We start from the raw sequence: 14,188 nt of genomic DNA, 5'->3' as shown, positions 1-14,188 counted from the left end.
GGTCCTTTTTTTACATTATGACTTCACAGCCTTAATTTTCCAGATATCTTCAGCATATTCCAGCATGGTCCGGTCAGTTGAGAACTTACCCATGCGCGCAGTATTCAAAATTGCCTTGGCGGACCAGATTTCCCTTTCAGCATAATCCCTGTCGATCCGTTTCTGGACATCACTGTATGATTTGAAATCAGCCAGATGCATATACTGCTCATTATCAGTCAGCAGCTTATCGACCAGCCAGCGGAACAGGTCCGGTTCATTGGATGAAAACCTGTTTTCCAATAAGGCGGTAAAAACCTGCCGTATTTCCGGACTGTGGTTGTATATTTCACGGGGATGATAGCTTCCTTCCCGCAAAGCCTTTTCCACCTCTTCCTGCTTCAATCCGAACAGATAGAAATTATCTTGTCCCACCTCTTCCAGCATCTCAATATTTGCGCCATCGTAAGTGCCGACAGTCAAAGCGCCGTTCATGGCAAATTTCATATTTCCAGTACCGGAGGCCTCGGTTCCGGCAGTTGAAATCTGCTCGCTGACATCGCAGGCAGGAATTATCTTCTCCGCAAGGGAAACTCTGTAATCAGGCAGAAAAGCAACCTTAAGCAAGCCTTCCGCACGCGGATCATTATTGACCACATTGGCTACGGAATGAATAAGCTTGATAATCTGCTTGGCCTCCCAGTAACCGGGAGCAGCCTTACCAGCAAAAAGAAAAGCCCGTGAACATGAAGGCTCAACATCATTATCCACCAGCTCAAGGTAGAGATGAATTACGTGTAAAATATTCAGCAGTTGGCGCTTATACTCATGAATACGCTTGGCCTGAATATCGAAAATAGCCTCCGGAGGAATATTAACGTCCAAGGTAGCATTTATGAAATTGCCCAGCTTGATCTTATTGGCTCGCTTGGCTTCCATGAACCTTGAACGGAACTCACTGTCGTTGATGTGCTCTTCCAGTTTATGCAGCTCATTCAAGTCAGTAATCCACCCGTTCCCCAGCGTATCGGTAAGCAATGATGAAAGAGCGGGATTGGCCTTAAGCATCCAACGTCGCGGAGTCACCCCGTTAGTCTTGTTGTTGAATTTCTTCGGGGTAAAATCATAAAAGTCAGGAAACAAACGGGTCTTAACCAACTCGGAATGCAATTCGGAAACCCCGTTTACCGAATGGGAACCGACCACCGCGAGATTGGCCATGCGCACTTTCTTGGTCCCGTCTTCACAGATAAGGGACATGCGTCTCAATTTTTCATTATCACCGGGATACTTGCTCTCAACCTTTTTCAAAAAACGGCTGTTAATTTCATAAATGATCTGTAAATGGCGCGGCAGAACCTTTTCAATCAAGGAAACCGACCACAATTCCAAAGCTTCCGGGAGCAAGGTATGGTTGGTATATGCGCAGGTAGCACTGGTTATTTCCCAAGCCTTCTCCCATTCAATGCGCCTTTCATCCACAAGATAGCGCATCAACTCCACAACAGTCAGGGCCGGATGGGTATCGTTAAGCTGAATGGCAACATAATTTGCAAACTCTTCAAAATTCTTGTTCTGGGCTAAGAACCGGCGGGTAATATCCCGCAATCCGCAAGCTACGAGGAAGTATTCCTGAACCAGCCTTAATTCTTTACCGAAAGAAACGGATTCCGTGGGGTAAAGAACCTTTGAGACCATTTCTGATTCGATCTTGCGTTGCACTGCCCTGATGTAGTCGCCATGATTAAAGATATCCATGTCGAAATTTTCAGAAGCCCTTGCCGCAAATAGACGTAGGTAGTTTACGGTCTTTCCGCCGTAACCTACTACGGGGATATCATAAGGAACTCCTATAATATCATCCCAGTCCACCCACATAGGCAGGTAATCTCCACTGGGGGTAACCGCATTTTCCACCCTACCGTAAAGAGGGACAATAACCGACTGGTCAGGACGGGCAACCTGCAAGGGCATCCCTTCCTTCATCCAGTAATCCGCAAGCTCCTTTTGATAACCGTTGTGGATGGATTGCCGAAACAAACCATACTCGTAATGAATTCCGTAACCGCAGCCGGGCAGATCAAGAGTAGCCAGAGAATCGAGGAAGCAGGCCGCCAGTCTGCCCAATCCCCCGTTACCGAGAGCGGGATCGCGTTCGCTGGCCCTGACTTCGTCCAGATCGTAACCGAGGTCCTTGAAAATATCCTCACAGAGATCTAGAATCTCCATGTTACACAGGTTGTTACCGAGACAACGGCCCAGCAAGTACTCAATGGAAAAATAATACATCCGCTTGGCTTTCACCAGCCGATAGCGGTCACGGGTTTCGATCATCCGTTCAACCAGCCTGTCCCGCAGGGCAAGGGCAAGAGCCTTGCCCGCGTCCCATTCGCTGGCATCCTTAACTTCTTTACTCAACGAATAGATCACATGATTCCGGATGTCCTCGGTGAGGCTCTTGCGGTCATTTTTCTTCTGGACCTTGAAGCTGCTTCTTTTCATGACTCCTCCTAACGGATACGGGGATTAGTCATAGAGTAACAGCTTGAGTGGCCTAAATCCACTTTTATCAAGTATGGAATTAAAAAGAAAAAAGGTCCGGAAGATTCCGGACCAAATTTAATAATAGCGACTAAAGTTACAGCAAAGCATCAACCGGCCAGTTGACCGTTTTCCAAGCGATAAATTGTATCGGAGACTTCTTCCAGCCAAAGATGATCATGGCTGACAATAACAAGTGTCGTGCCTTGCTCTTCACGGGCAGAAACCGAAGCCTTATGGATTAGTTGCGTAGATTCAAAATCAAGGCTGGCTGTTGGCTCATCAAGCAGCAGCACCCGTGGATTCAATACAAGACGCGCGGCAAGGGCAACCCTCTGCGCCTCACCGCCGGAAAGCTCAAACCAGTTGCGATGCAGAAACTTGTCCGGGTCCAAACCAACCTGAATCATGGAATCGCAGACCCTGTCGTGAATATTTCTTTCACCACGAAGCTCAAGGCCGTATGAAACATTTGCTTCCACCGACCTTTTAAGCAGATATGGCTCTTGGGTAAGCATAGTAACTTCGCGTCGCAAGCTCAAATCCGGTTCATCGACCTGGCTGCCGTCATAAAAAATTTTACCGGATTCCGGACTTTCCAGAAAAGCCAGCATACGCATCAGGGTACTCTTGCCGCTGCCGTTATGCCCGGCCAAACCGACAATCGCCCCTTCGCCGACTGAAAATTTTTCAAGGGAGAGAACCTGCCGGCCATTATAGCGCTGGCAGATATTTTCAAGCCTGAACAAATCCTTCATTACTGGCCCGCCCTTTTTCTGACACCGGACATGGAATAGTTAACCGCAAAGGCAATAATCATAAGCACCAGCCCGAGAGCGATACCCATGGCAAACTCCCCCTTGCCTGTTTCAAGGGCAATGGCAGTGGTTATGGTCCGGGTATGCCACTTGATGTTTCCACCGACCATCATGGAAATACCGATCTCAGAAACAATACGCCCGTAAGCTGCTGCAGCAGCAAGGATAAGACTGTAACGGGCCTCCCAAAGGATGGTCCGCAAGATCTGTCCATGTGACGCACCAAGGGTGAGCAGGGTTTGCTTAAGACGCAGGTCGAGATTCTCCACCGCCGTAGCCATCATGGCGATGACGATAGGCAACCCAAGCAGGGTCTGCCCTACAGCAATGCCCGGAATACTGAACAGAAGTTCCATTTCACCCATGGGTCCCCTGCGGGAAAGCATGGCGTATACGAGAAGTCCTATCACGACCGTGGGGAAGGAAAGCATGGTATCGGCAAGAAGGCGCAAACACCTCTTACCGGGAAATTCGTGATAGCCGAGCAGAAAGCCCAAAGGCGCACCGATAATCAGAGTCGCACTGATGGAAATGGTCGTCACGCAGACGGTGGTGTAAATGGCGGAATATGTTTCCGGGTCAGCGGAAAAGAGCAGTACAAATGCCTGCCAGAAGCCGGTTAAAATAAAGTCCATGTACTATTAATCCCTCCCTTTCACATAAATCCTATTAATACCAAACGGCCTTACGGAGAACAAGAACGAAACATAATATAAAAAGGGGAGGGAAAATGAGTGGAACTCCATAGGAATTCCACTCATGAACTATTATTTATTGTGCGTTGGGAATGAAGAGTTTTTTACCGAGCAGCTTGAAGTTACCGATAGCTTTCTGGGTGTTGGGGGAAGCCATCCACTCGGAAAATTTGGTTGCCAGTTCGTATTTTGCATTCTCGCAGTTGGCAGGGTTAACAGCCAGCACGCTGTACTGGTTGAAGAGAGACTTGTCGCCTTCTACCAGTACTTTCAGTTCGGGGGAACCGTTCTTGTTTGCGCTGTATTTAATGTAGGTGCCGCGGTCGGTCATGATGTATGCATCGCGCTCTTCAGCAACGGTGATACTTTTGATCATGCCCTGACCTGTCTGGATGTACCATTCTGCTTTATCGGGAACAGCCATGCCTGCAACTTTCCAGAGGGAAATTTCTTTTTTGTTGGTACCGGAGTTGTCGCCGCGGCTGACGAAAGCAGCTTTTGCATCTGCAACAGCTTTCATAGCCTGCACAACCGGAAGACCTTTAATGCCTGCGGGGTCGGAATCGGGACCGATGATTACGAAGTCGTTGTACATTACTTCGCGGCGGTCTTTGAGAGCGCCCATATCAACATATTTTTTTTCGGCTGCGGGAGCGTGAACCATAAGAACATCTACGTCGCAGTTCTGACCCATTTTGAGAGCCTTACCGGTGCCTACGGCAGTCCACTTCAGCTCGATGCCGGTATCTTTTTCAAACATGGGAGCAAGTTCATCAAGCAGACCGGTGTTATCTGTGCTGGTGGTGGTAGCCATCATCAGCGTTTCAGCTTTTACCAGTCCCGGAGCAACGAGCAGTGAAACGAGAGCGAGAGTAAGCAGCAATACTTTAAATTTTTTCATTTTTCCTCCAAAAAGAACTCTGTTTAAAATTCGTAAATTCCAGATCATCCGCAAATTGAAGTCACGCCAGAGAATAGGCTGGACTAGTGTATGGATAGACCAGAAAGGACGCTCTATGTCAATATGAGCACAATTATACTCTTAGTCTTAACCTGATTTTGCACCAAAAGGGTGCTGAAATAGAAGCAGAAACTAAGGCCTTGCCCGCAAAGCCTGTTACCCCTATGCTTAATAAAATATATCAGGTGGAGCATGATGAAAGAAAGTTTCAGCTATACAGTAAAAGAATATTGCGGTGGTGAGTTCAAGGATAAAGAGATCAGCAGCATCCTTGAAGTACCTTTGACCATCAACCTTAACGGGCGTGAAGTAGTGACCCTGCTGACCACGGCCCGCTACCCTGATTATCTGGCTGTGGGTTTTCTGAAATCAGACGCCTATATCTCCACCCGCGACCAGATTACCGACCTGAAGATTACGGAGCATGAAGACCGCATTATCGCGGATATCAGCACCAGCCATGATCCGTGGAAAGGCCGCGTTCTCGAATATTCCATTACTTCCGGTTGCGGTAAGGGTACAAACTTCGGACGCAATGTTTCCACCATCTCCAAACGGACCATCACCTCGGAACTGACAGTCACACCGGAGCAGATCCTGACCCACGCCAATGAACTGCACTCGCGGTCCACTCTGTATAACAAGACCCGCGGCTGCCATAATTCATCCCTTTGCACGCCGGAAGAGATGCTCTACTTCCGCGAGGATATCGGACGCCACAACGCCATCGACATGATCGTAGGCCAGTGCTTTCTTGAAAACGTACCCACTGACGGTAAAATGATCGTCTCCACCGGACGCGTAGCATCGGAAATCCTGCTTAAGGCCGTACGCATCGGAGTTCCCATACTCGCCTCCACTGCCGTGGCAACCAGTTTTTCTGTGGAACTGGCCCGCAAAATCGGCATCACTCTCGTCGGAAACATCAGCAAAACCGGATTCTGGGTTTACAACGATCAGGGCCGAATCAAAGGATTGTAATTTTTCCGCACAATTAAATTATACCATTTAAGCCATAATATTTTTTTCTCATAATCGATTAGACTTTGTGCCAAAACGCGATTAATTAACACTCTTATGCAGGTGCCACTATTAAGGCATATGCTTTTTTTAACAGGAATGAAATAAACTCGGCCGCCCTACAGCCGGGTTCCTTTAAGGAGTGTTTTTTATAATGAATTTCGATTACAGCAGTGCCAAAGAACAGCTGGATAAAAAAATATCCGAGCTGCGGAAAAAGCCTTTCCTCCCGGAAGAGCTTGTTAATTTAATTTCAAATGTTGCCGCAATCCAGTTGGAGGCGCAGCAGCACTCCTCCCCGATCATTCCGACGGACCTCGCTCCTGACGATGCCAACCTGCAAGGACGCCCTTTGCTCGCCCGTGAGGATTTTACCTACGACTATGAACAGGCATGCAAGCTTGTTGCTGAACTGGCAGAGCTGGTAGGCAGGGAAGAAGGGCCCATCGCCGAAGCAACCGCAATGATCACCGCAGCCATCAAGTCCGGCGAGCTGGACCTGAAGCAGGCTTTCAAGGCCTACCTTGAAACCGATGATGACTTCTTCATGGACTGGGCGGAAAAAATGCCCGAAGCACCGCGCACCCTCAGCTTTCTAGTTCAGTCTGCACTGACTCCTTCCATTAAGGCTGTTGCTGCAGCACTTGAAGAAAAGCTCCCCCATCAGCAGGCAGACACATCTGAACGGGCCGACAGCGCCGAAATTGATTTCGAACTGGAGCAGCCTGCACCGCGCAGCCACGGACACTGTCCTATCTGCGGCTCCGTGCCTTTCATGCACACCCTGCATCACAAGCAGGGCTTCCGCTACGCCAACTGTTCCTTCTGCCATACCGAATACCGTGTCCGCCGCATGGCCTGTGCCTACTGCGACAACACCAACGCGGAAAGCCTTAAATTTTTCACCGTGGAAGAAGCACCGGGATATCGTGTAGATGTCTGCGATTCCTGCAAGACCTACATGAAAACCGCAGATTTCAGGGAAGTGGACAAAGTTTCCGTACCCGCACTCAATGATCTTGAATCCCTGCCGCTGGATTTTGTAGCAGTGGAGGAAGGATACAACCGGGGTACCCTCTCCGTCTGGGGATTCTAAAATGGTACTCACCGACAAGATAGGCCGCACGGTTAATTACCTGCGGCTGAGCGTTACCGACCGCTGCAACCTGCGTTGCATGTATTGCGTGACCAAAGATTTCAAGCACATCCCCCACCCGGACATCCTGCGCTACGAGGAAATGCTCCGTCTGGTTGATCTTGCTGCTTCCATGAATATTTCCAAGCTGCGCCTGACCGGTGGTGAACCATTTGCCCGTAAGGGATTCATGGATTTCATTTCACAAGTCATGAACAGCCACCCGGAACTAGACCTGCGCATAACCACCAACGGAACCCTGATCGAGCCGCTGGTGCCTGAGCTTAAAAAAATCGGGGTCAGCAGGCTGAACATTTCCCTCGATACACTTGACCGGGAAACCTTCAAGGAAGTTACCGGACGAGATCATTTAAATGATGTGCTGGCTTCCATCACCACCTGCCTCTCTGCCGGAATCAGGGTTAAGGTCAATGCCGTGGCCATGAAAGGAATCAACGACAAAGAGCTCAGTTCCTTCATCGATTTTGCGCGTGAAAATCCCATCGACATGCGCTTCATCGAATTCATGCCCATGGGCGACGAGACCAAATCCGACAGCAGGTTCTGGTCCGCTGATGATATCCTTGAGCAAGGCAGAGAATACGTTAACCTGATCCCGGTAAAACGTACTGCCGAAAACCGCGGTCCCGCGCGCATGTACTCTATCGAAGGCGGTAAGGGGCGGCTGGGTCTCATTTCTCCCGTAAGCTCCCATTTCTGCGCCACCTGCAACAGGTTGCGCATCACCTCCGACGGTCAGCTGCGCACCTGTCTTTTCTCAGACAAGACATACGGACTGCGCGATATTTTAAGAAATCCCGAGTTGGATGATGATGCCCTGCGCAAGGTAATTGCGGAGGCAACTCTCGATAAACCGCTGGGATACCATCTACTGGAACAAAGATCAGGAAGTGAAGGTGTATGCGAAACACAGATGTCGGCGATAGGCGGATAGAAGGATCTTCTATGGGAACTGTTTCCGAAAACAGGGATGAATTTCTGGCGCGCCTGACGTCTTCTGAAGATGAAGCCAGAAAATTCCTGCTGCACAAAGCCTTGGGAGATCGCAAACCTTTCTGCCCCCGCTGCCGCGAGCACAAGCTCTACAATCTCAACGGTGACCGCTACCGCTGCTCCTCGTGCAAGTATACCTTTCAGGATTTCAGCGGCCGCTGGATCAACAACGGCGGCCTTTCCGCCCGCGAATGGGTGCGCCTGATCCAGATGTTCGCCGAGGATCACACCGCACATGCAATCTCACTTGATCTGGAGCTTTCCTATAACGCGACCTACAAGGCAATTACCGCCCTGCGTTTCGCAATTCTAGCACAGGCAATCGATGCCCAGCAGTTGCTAAGCCCTGAGACCGGGTTGCATAAGCACCTCAAGAACAAAAAGCTGACCGGAGTGCCTTCCAAGAAAACCACCGGAGCCATCCCCGTATTCGGGATAATGGAAAAGAACGGCTGGGTGTTCATCGATTTGATGCAGAACATCACTGCGGAATCGGTGTTCCACTTCAACCACAACTTCCACCTCAAGCTGGTCCGGCACGGAAGCATTATCCACACCGACCGCTACCAGAAGTACGATTCCCTGATCCTCTGCGGAGATGATTCCCTGCCGCTGGATTACATCCGCAAATACCCGGATGTCACCCCGCACATAGAAATATCAGGTGGAGAGTTCTGGCAATTCGCACGTCAGCGTTTCAAGCGCTACAAAGGAATATCCCCACATCGCTTTCCTTTATATCTGAAGGAACTGGAATTTAGATTCAACAATCGTTCGAAAGATTTGTTTGATTTATTGACTAGTTATATTTGTAAGATTGTTCCTGACGTGGATTAGGGATTTTTAGTTACCCGAAATCATAAAACTATATTGAAATTTAGCAATCCGTTGGTTATGTGAACTCATATAAAACAAATAGGGGTTTAATATGAGTTCTAACAATATGCCTATACTTGCAAATTTCCCTACTCTTGAATCGATTTGTTCAGGAAATAGCCTTACGGACAACCTCGCAACTCTTCTTGGGGGAATAGTCAATGCCGATGGCATCGTGACTATCGAGGAAATTCAGCAATTAGATAATGTGTATGAATTGGTGTTTGGTAAAAAGAAAGGACAGAGATTGGATGTTCGGGCTAAAACTTTATATAAAATATTAAATCCAGCCAGCGAGATCGACCTAGTTATCAAATCAGTGTGCAAAGGGGCCAAGGAATCAGTCCTGGGACATGACACGAAAGAAAGGATTTTGAATGGATTTATCCAAGTAATCAATGACTCCCATCAATTAGATTCTAATGGTGCCAACATTTTGATAAAGTTATATGAGGGATTTGAATTAGACTCCCCCTCTATAAAAGAAAACCTCGAGCAACTCGTAAAAGCTGAACCCTCATTAAAATACACTGAGTATATCAAATCTTTTGGAATAACATTCAAGGTCACAAATCCTTTTTCGCGAAAGGAATCTGGAATCAGTACCTTCACACCTGAGACATGGAAATTTAATCGAGAAATGGCGGCAAGCATTAGAGAGATTGAAGGCATTGCATCTCAAATTGAAAGCGGAGACCTTCTTTCAGAGTGTTCAAGCTTATTCGATATGCTCCAAGAGCAGCCGTTCAAAATAGTTATCTGCGGGGAAGTAAAAAGGGGAAAAAGTACTCTTTTCAACGCCTTATTAGGCAAGACAATAAGTCCTGTCAGAGAAGGGTTAGCAGAAACTGCTACAAATTTTAAAATTCAGCATGCCAAAACACCCAGCTATTCAGGCACGTGGCTTTCTGAAGAGTCATTAGACAAATTTAAAATATTTTTATCTGAAAATGGGCATGAACATGAACTCAACTCATTAGATGAGATCATCAGTCAATGTAATTTCGAGGCTGGCGGGTTAATTAATTCAATCGAATCTTATGACGATGTTATTGCGTACACTTCTGCCAAAGGTGAGTTCAGTTGTCTTGTAGAAGACATAATCTACTCAGATGAAATAGAACTTCTGAAAGATGGGGCTGTATTAGTTGATACGCCCGGCCTTAATGATCCCATTGGTATAAGAAATGATTTTTCGTTAACTGAGAGCCTTACAGCAGACTGTATTCTCTTTGTTGTTAGCGCGAAAGCAATAGGCGCATCTGAAATTGAATACCTGAAACGGATCATTAATGAAGGTAGAGCGGTAAACCTCATTCTAGCTATTAGTCATATTGATCAAATTTCTGAAGTCAGTCGTGATGAAATTATTGCCGATAGGGTAGGACTGGTTGAAAAGTTGTGTGCTGACTCAAGTGTGTCGCTACTTGGCTGTGTTCCTGTAAATGCACTGCAAGCGATGGAATCTAGATGTTCTGATAAATATACACAAATAAATGATACTACAGGATTAAGCTCAATCATCAAGTTGATTGAAAGTAATTTAAAGGATGACAATCACAACTCAAATTATCGGGAAAAGGTAAAAGAGAAGCATAAAAACTTACTCTTGCTGGCTGAGAAATGTAGCCAAGAGTATGCTGAAAGAATGCAGAATAATTTACCTTCTGACGATATTATGGATTTGCTTGAAACCAACTCGGAAACTATCAAAAACACATGTGATAAGCTTGTTCTTTTGTTAAGGGAAAGACTGGCAAAAATTAACGCAGATGCCGATCATATGGTAGCTGACTTTCTGGGACAGTTTGAAACAGCTCGTAAGGCTAGTAATGAGTCATTAGAAAGGGCAATCAGAGAAAAGGTAGAATATCTTGGTTCCAAATTTGCCAAGGAGGATGAATGGAAGGATTTCGATTCTCATACTTCGGTAGCAATTGTCAATAACTGGTTTGATCCTGTTCAGGAAAATTTGAAAAAATGCTTCCAAGAATGGGACCGTCAGAAGAAAGGATTTGATGATACCAACAAAAAAGAGATTGCGTGCAATATTTCAGTTCTTCAAGAGAGTGCTCAAGGGATAGCGAAGGCTTGTTCAGTTGACAGTTCCTTACAGCACTTGTCAGCCTCGATTAATTCAACAATGAAGAATGGTGAGAAGATAGCTTTAGGAGCAGGAGCAACTTCAATGTTAATGTCAGGGACTTCATTAGCTACCTTAGCTCCAACTGTTGCCAATCCTGTAACCTTATCAGCTCTTGCCGCAGTAGCGGCTCTTTATGGAGTAATAAGGCTCTTAACTAGTGAGAAGAAAGCAAAGGAACAGTTTATAAATAAAAAAATGAAAGGGTATGATGAGCTTCTGTCAGAACAGGTAAAACCATTAGGAGAATCTCTGAAAAGTTCGGCTTATGAACTAAAACAAGAGTTTTTAAGATCGGCAGAAAGGCAATATATACCAACTCTCACCGACGCACTTGTACTGGTTCAATACAACCGTTTGTATCTTGATGTACTGAAGAAGTCATCTGAAGGGGTTCCACACATAATGGACGCAATCCAGACTAAGCTTAAAGCTGTTGAAGCATAAGTATCAGGCAAAAGCGTTATCTTGAGCGTTTATAAAATACTCAGCCCCGCACAACCAAGTTGTGCGGGGCTTTCCCATAAAAAAATATCAAATCAATCTTAACCCTTAATAACCATATCCTTCCCCTGCGCCTTAGACTCATACATAGCCTTATCTGCCCTCACGATCAGAGAATCCAAGGTATCTGCATCAGCATACTGAGCAACACCGCAGCTGACTGTAACCCTCTCACCGCAATCACTTGAAACAAGATCATCGTTGCACGCATCAGCTACGGCAGTTCTGATTCTCTCGGCAATATCAAAGGCAAGATCAATTTCACCATCTACAAAAAGAAGGAACTCATCCCCTCCCCAGCGGGCGCAAAAATCTGAATCACGTACAGAAGAGCGTATAATAGAAGAAATATGCTTGAGTATGCGGTCCCCTTCCAAATGACCGCATTTGTCATTGACTGCTTTGAACCCATCAATATCCAATAAGATAATAGAAAAAGGACCGGATTTCTTCTTGATGCCGGAAACTGCGGACTCAAAAAAACGTTCAAATGATCGCCGATTTCCTAAACCGGTCAACTCATCAGAATCAGCTTGCTGTTCCAAACGTAACTGGAAATGATTGATCACAAGAATGCTTAAAACCACAATGAAAAGAGTAGCTATTCCACCAACGATAATCGTACGCACAAAATTATGCCGTGCAGCATCAAGCAACACGGTTTCATTCTGCTCTACAATGAGCCACCACTCCAGCTCCGGGATATAGCGCGAAGTCAAAAATATACGATCACCGGCATACTCAAATTCATATGTTGCAGGCTCAGCAGGGTTGCTCAAAACCTGCGCGGCAATCGTACCATGCCCCGGCATATGCCTTAGGTTTATGTTTTCGATCATTCCGACTTTATGGTGAACCTGTATAAGACCGTTCCCATCAACCAAAAAAATGATTTTACCGTATTTTTCTGAAAACTTTTCCAATAATCTGGAAACATTGTCCATCTTCAATCCGACACCGGTAACTCCCAGCAGTTTACCATCATCACTGGTCAGACGGTGATTGATAAAAACAGTCAGGATATTGTCAGCTGCTTCATTGGAATCCACATCCAAATCATGGTCCTCACCACTGCCGACAAAATCATAATACCAGACATCGTGTTCATCTTTTTGGGAAATGGTTTTGAGAATTCCTCCCGGATAATAGTACTTACCTGTTTCAGCGGAAACGAAAAAGGCGCTGAAAAATCCATACTTATCCTGAATCTCTCCCAGATATCGCTCAATCTTAGAAATGTTATTTTCTCCGCCTGCGGCCCAATCCTTAAGAAAGGTATCATTAGCCATAAGGGAAGATACAAATAAAGGCCGCATCAGTACGGTCTGAATTTCGGAATAAATATTATCGCGGGTCAGGGGAAGGGAGGAGTTAACTATATCCCGATGAATCTTTTTGCGGGATTCGTTATAGTTAAAAAGGCTGATTGAAATAAATGCAGAGACAAGAATCAAAGTCAAAACGAATATCAACTTTACCCGAACAGTCATTTCCCCTCCTAAAACAAACTGCCCTGCCCGCCGGAAGCAACCTTCTGGAGATGCTGGTAAGCCCGGGCAGTAGCAACACGCCCTCTCGGTGTACGCTTCATGAAACCGCACTGGATCAGGTATGGCTCATAAATTTCCTCAATGGTTCGCACTTCCTCGGAACAGGCCACGGCAATGGTTTTAACACCTACAGGACCGCCGCCAAACTGATCAATCAAAATAGAAAGAATCTTGCGATCCATATAATCCAAGCCTAACGGATCAACATCAAGCTTATTCAGGGCCATGTCAGCCAGTTCGCCAGTCACTACCCCATCTCCGTGCACTGTAGCGAAATCGCGCACCCTGCGCAGCAGACGGTTCGCGATACGCGGTGTGCCGCGTGAACGCTTGCCGATAATCAGCGCGCCTTCATCGGTAACCTTGAGATCGAAAATACGGGAAGCACGGGTAACGATGCGAGCCAATTCTTCGGGGGAATAAAATTCCAAACGGAAGATACAGCCGAAACGGTCACGCAGGGGTGAAGTCAGCAATCCCAGGCGGGTTGTAGCCCCTACGAGAGTAAACGGCTCAAGGTCGATCTTTACGGTACGGGCGGCAGGTCCCTGTCCGATGATCAGGTCGATGTTGAAATCTTCCATGGCCGGATAGAGCACTTCCTCGACTGTGGCAGGCACACGGTGGATTTCGTCGATGAAAAGAATATCGTTGCGGGACAGGTTGGTCAGGATGGCGGCGAGGTCTCCGCTGCGCTCCAAAACCGGACCGGAGGTGGAAATGAGGTTAACTCCCAGCTCGGAAGCGATGATCCGCGCAAGGGTGGTCTTACCCAGACCGGGGTTACCGTAGAAAAGGGCATGGTCCATGGCGTTGCCGCGCCCGCGCGCAGCCTGAATGAATACATCAAGGTTGTCGCGCAGGTCGTCCTGCCCAATAAAATCGGACAGCCGTTGCGGTCTGATGTGATCGTCTGAACCGTTGTTTTCCATCATATTCCGGTACTGCCTGC

General features: G+C 46.9%; 11 protein-coding genes. 5 read left to right on the top strand and 6 right to left on the bottom strand.

The window, feature by feature from the left end; genetic code table 11:
• Window positions 1-15: 15 nt before the first annotated feature.
• The 4 genes from glgP to ACKU40_RS01055 all read right to left on the bottom strand — a co-directional run bounded on the left by glgP (window position 16) and on the right by ACKU40_RS01055 (window position 4,934).
• Window positions 16-2,481, bottom strand: coding sequence for a glycogen/starch/alpha-glucan family phosphorylase (glgP, locus tag ACKU40_RS01070; protein WP_320174696.1), 2,466 nt, complete (start codon window positions 2,479-2,481; stop codon window positions 16-18).
• A 149-nt stretch (window positions 2,482-2,630) separates the two neighbouring features.
• Window positions 2,631-3,278 (bottom strand): ABC transporter ATP-binding protein, encoded by a 648-nt coding sequence (locus tag ACKU40_RS01065; RefSeq protein WP_320174695.1) that lies wholly within the window; start codon window positions 3,276-3,278, stop codon window positions 2,631-2,633.
• The gene (locus ACKU40_RS01060) at window positions 3,278-3,973 is read right to left on the bottom strand and encodes an ABC transporter permease (RefSeq protein WP_320174694.1); all 696 of its coding nucleotides are present in this window, start codon (window positions 3,971-3,973) and stop codon (window positions 3,278-3,280) included. The genes ACKU40_RS01065 and ACKU40_RS01060 overlap by 1 nt, the downstream gene beginning before the upstream one ends.
• 136 nt (window positions 3,974-4,109) lie before the next feature.
• Window positions 4,110-4,934, bottom strand: coding sequence for a substrate-binding domain-containing protein (locus ACKU40_RS01055; RefSeq protein WP_320174693.1), 825 nt, complete (start codon window positions 4,932-4,934; stop codon window positions 4,110-4,112).
• A 252-nt stretch (window positions 4,935-5,186) separates the two neighbouring features.
• On the opposite strand from ACKU40_RS01055, the gene fdhD reads away from it, so the two are divergent.
• The 5 genes from fdhD (at window position 5,187) to ACKU40_RS01030 (ending at window position 11,629) form a co-directional block, all read left to right on the top strand.
• Entirely contained in the window at window positions 5,187-5,975 is a 789-nt protein-coding gene (gene fdhD, locus ACKU40_RS01050; protein WP_320174692.1) for a formate dehydrogenase accessory sulfurtransferase FdhD, read from the top strand.
• Between the two features lie 193 nt (window positions 5,976-6,168).
• Window positions 6,169-7,110, top strand: a complete 942-nt coding sequence (locus tag ACKU40_RS01045) for a formate dehydrogenase accessory protein FdhE (protein WP_320174691.1) — start codon at window positions 6,169-6,171, stop codon at window positions 7,108-7,110.
• 1 nt (window position 7,111) lies between these two features.
• Window positions 7,112-8,104, top strand: a complete 993-nt coding sequence (gene moaA, locus ACKU40_RS01040) for a GTP 3',8-cyclase MoaA (RefSeq protein ID WP_320174690.1) — start codon at window positions 7,112-7,114, stop codon at window positions 8,102-8,104.
• Window positions 8,071-9,000, top strand: coding sequence for a transposase (locus ACKU40_RS01035; protein ID WP_320174689.1), 930 nt, complete (start codon window positions 8,071-8,073; stop codon window positions 8,998-9,000). Before moaA ends, ACKU40_RS01035 begins: the two co-directional genes overlap by 34 nt.
• A gap of 91 nt (window positions 9,001-9,091) precedes the next feature.
• Window positions 9,092-11,629: a dynamin family protein gene (locus ACKU40_RS01030; protein WP_320174688.1), complete on the top strand. Its 2,538-nt coding sequence runs from the start codon at window positions 9,092-9,094 to the stop codon at window positions 11,627-11,629.
• 98 nt (window positions 11,630-11,727) lie between these two features.
• Here ACKU40_RS01030 and ACKU40_RS01025 read toward each other — a convergent pair whose 3' ends face one another.
• Window positions 11,728-13,176 carry a sensor domain-containing diguanylate cyclase gene (locus ACKU40_RS01025; protein WP_320174687.1) on the bottom strand — a complete coding sequence of 483 codons (1,449 nt, stop codon included), beginning with the start codon at window positions 13,174-13,176 and terminating at the stop codon, window positions 11,728-11,730.
• 8 nt (window positions 13,177-13,184) lie between these two features.
• The gene (ruvB, locus tag ACKU40_RS01020; RefSeq protein WP_320174686.1) at window positions 13,185-14,171 is read right to left on the bottom strand and encodes a Holliday junction branch migration DNA helicase RuvB; all 987 of its coding nucleotides are present in this window, start codon (window positions 14,169-14,171) and stop codon (window positions 13,185-13,187) included.
• Window positions 14,172-14,188: the final 17 nt, after the last annotated feature.

Source organism: Maridesulfovibrio sp., from assembly GCF_963666665.1.
Lineage (GTDB): Bacteria > Desulfobacterota > Desulfovibrionia > Desulfovibrionales > Desulfovibrionaceae > Maridesulfovibrio.
Note: the sequence above shows the minus strand (reverse complement) of the source record. Positions and strands in the feature narration are given on the sequence as shown.

Excerpts from the sequence above, each read along its gene's own strand:
- fdhD (WP_320174692.1), top strand. The coding sequence starts at position 5,187 with ATGATGAAAGAAAGTTTCAGCTATACAGTAAAAGAATATTGCGGTGGT.
- ACKU40_RS01030 (WP_320174688.1), top strand. The coding sequence starts at position 9,092 with ATGAGTTCTAACAATATGCCTATACTTGCAAATTTCCCTACTCTTGAA.
- ACKU40_RS01025 (WP_320174687.1), bottom strand. The coding sequence starts at position 13,176 with ATGACTGTTCGGGTAAAGTTGATATTCGTTTTGACTTTGATTCTTGTC.
- ACKU40_RS01065 (WP_320174695.1), bottom strand. The coding sequence starts at position 3,278 with ATGAAGGATTTGTTCAGGCTTGAAAATATCTGCCAGCGCTATAATGGC.
- glgP (WP_320174696.1), bottom strand. The coding sequence starts at position 2,481 with ATGAAAAGAAGCAGCTTCAAGGTCCAGAAGAAAAATGACCGCAAGAGC.
- ACKU40_RS01055 (WP_320174693.1), bottom strand. The coding sequence starts at position 4,934 with ATGAAAAAATTTAAAGTATTGCTGCTTACTCTCGCTCTCGTTTCACTG.
- moaA (WP_320174690.1), top strand. The coding sequence starts at position 7,112 with ATGGTACTCACCGACAAGATAGGCCGCACGGTTAATTACCTGCGGCTG.
- ACKU40_RS01045 (WP_320174691.1), top strand. The coding sequence starts at position 6,169 with ATGAATTTCGATTACAGCAGTGCCAAAGAACAGCTGGATAAAAAAATA.
- ACKU40_RS01035 (WP_320174689.1), top strand. The coding sequence starts at position 8,071 with ATGCGAAACACAGATGTCGGCGATAGGCGGATAGAAGGATCTTCTATG.
- ACKU40_RS01060 (WP_320174694.1), bottom strand. The coding sequence starts at position 3,973 with ATGGACTTTATTTTAACCGGCTTCTGGCAGGCATTTGTACTGCTCTTT.
- ruvB (WP_320174686.1), bottom strand. The coding sequence starts at position 14,171 with ATGATGGAAAACAACGGTTCAGACGATCACATCAGACCGCAACGGCTG.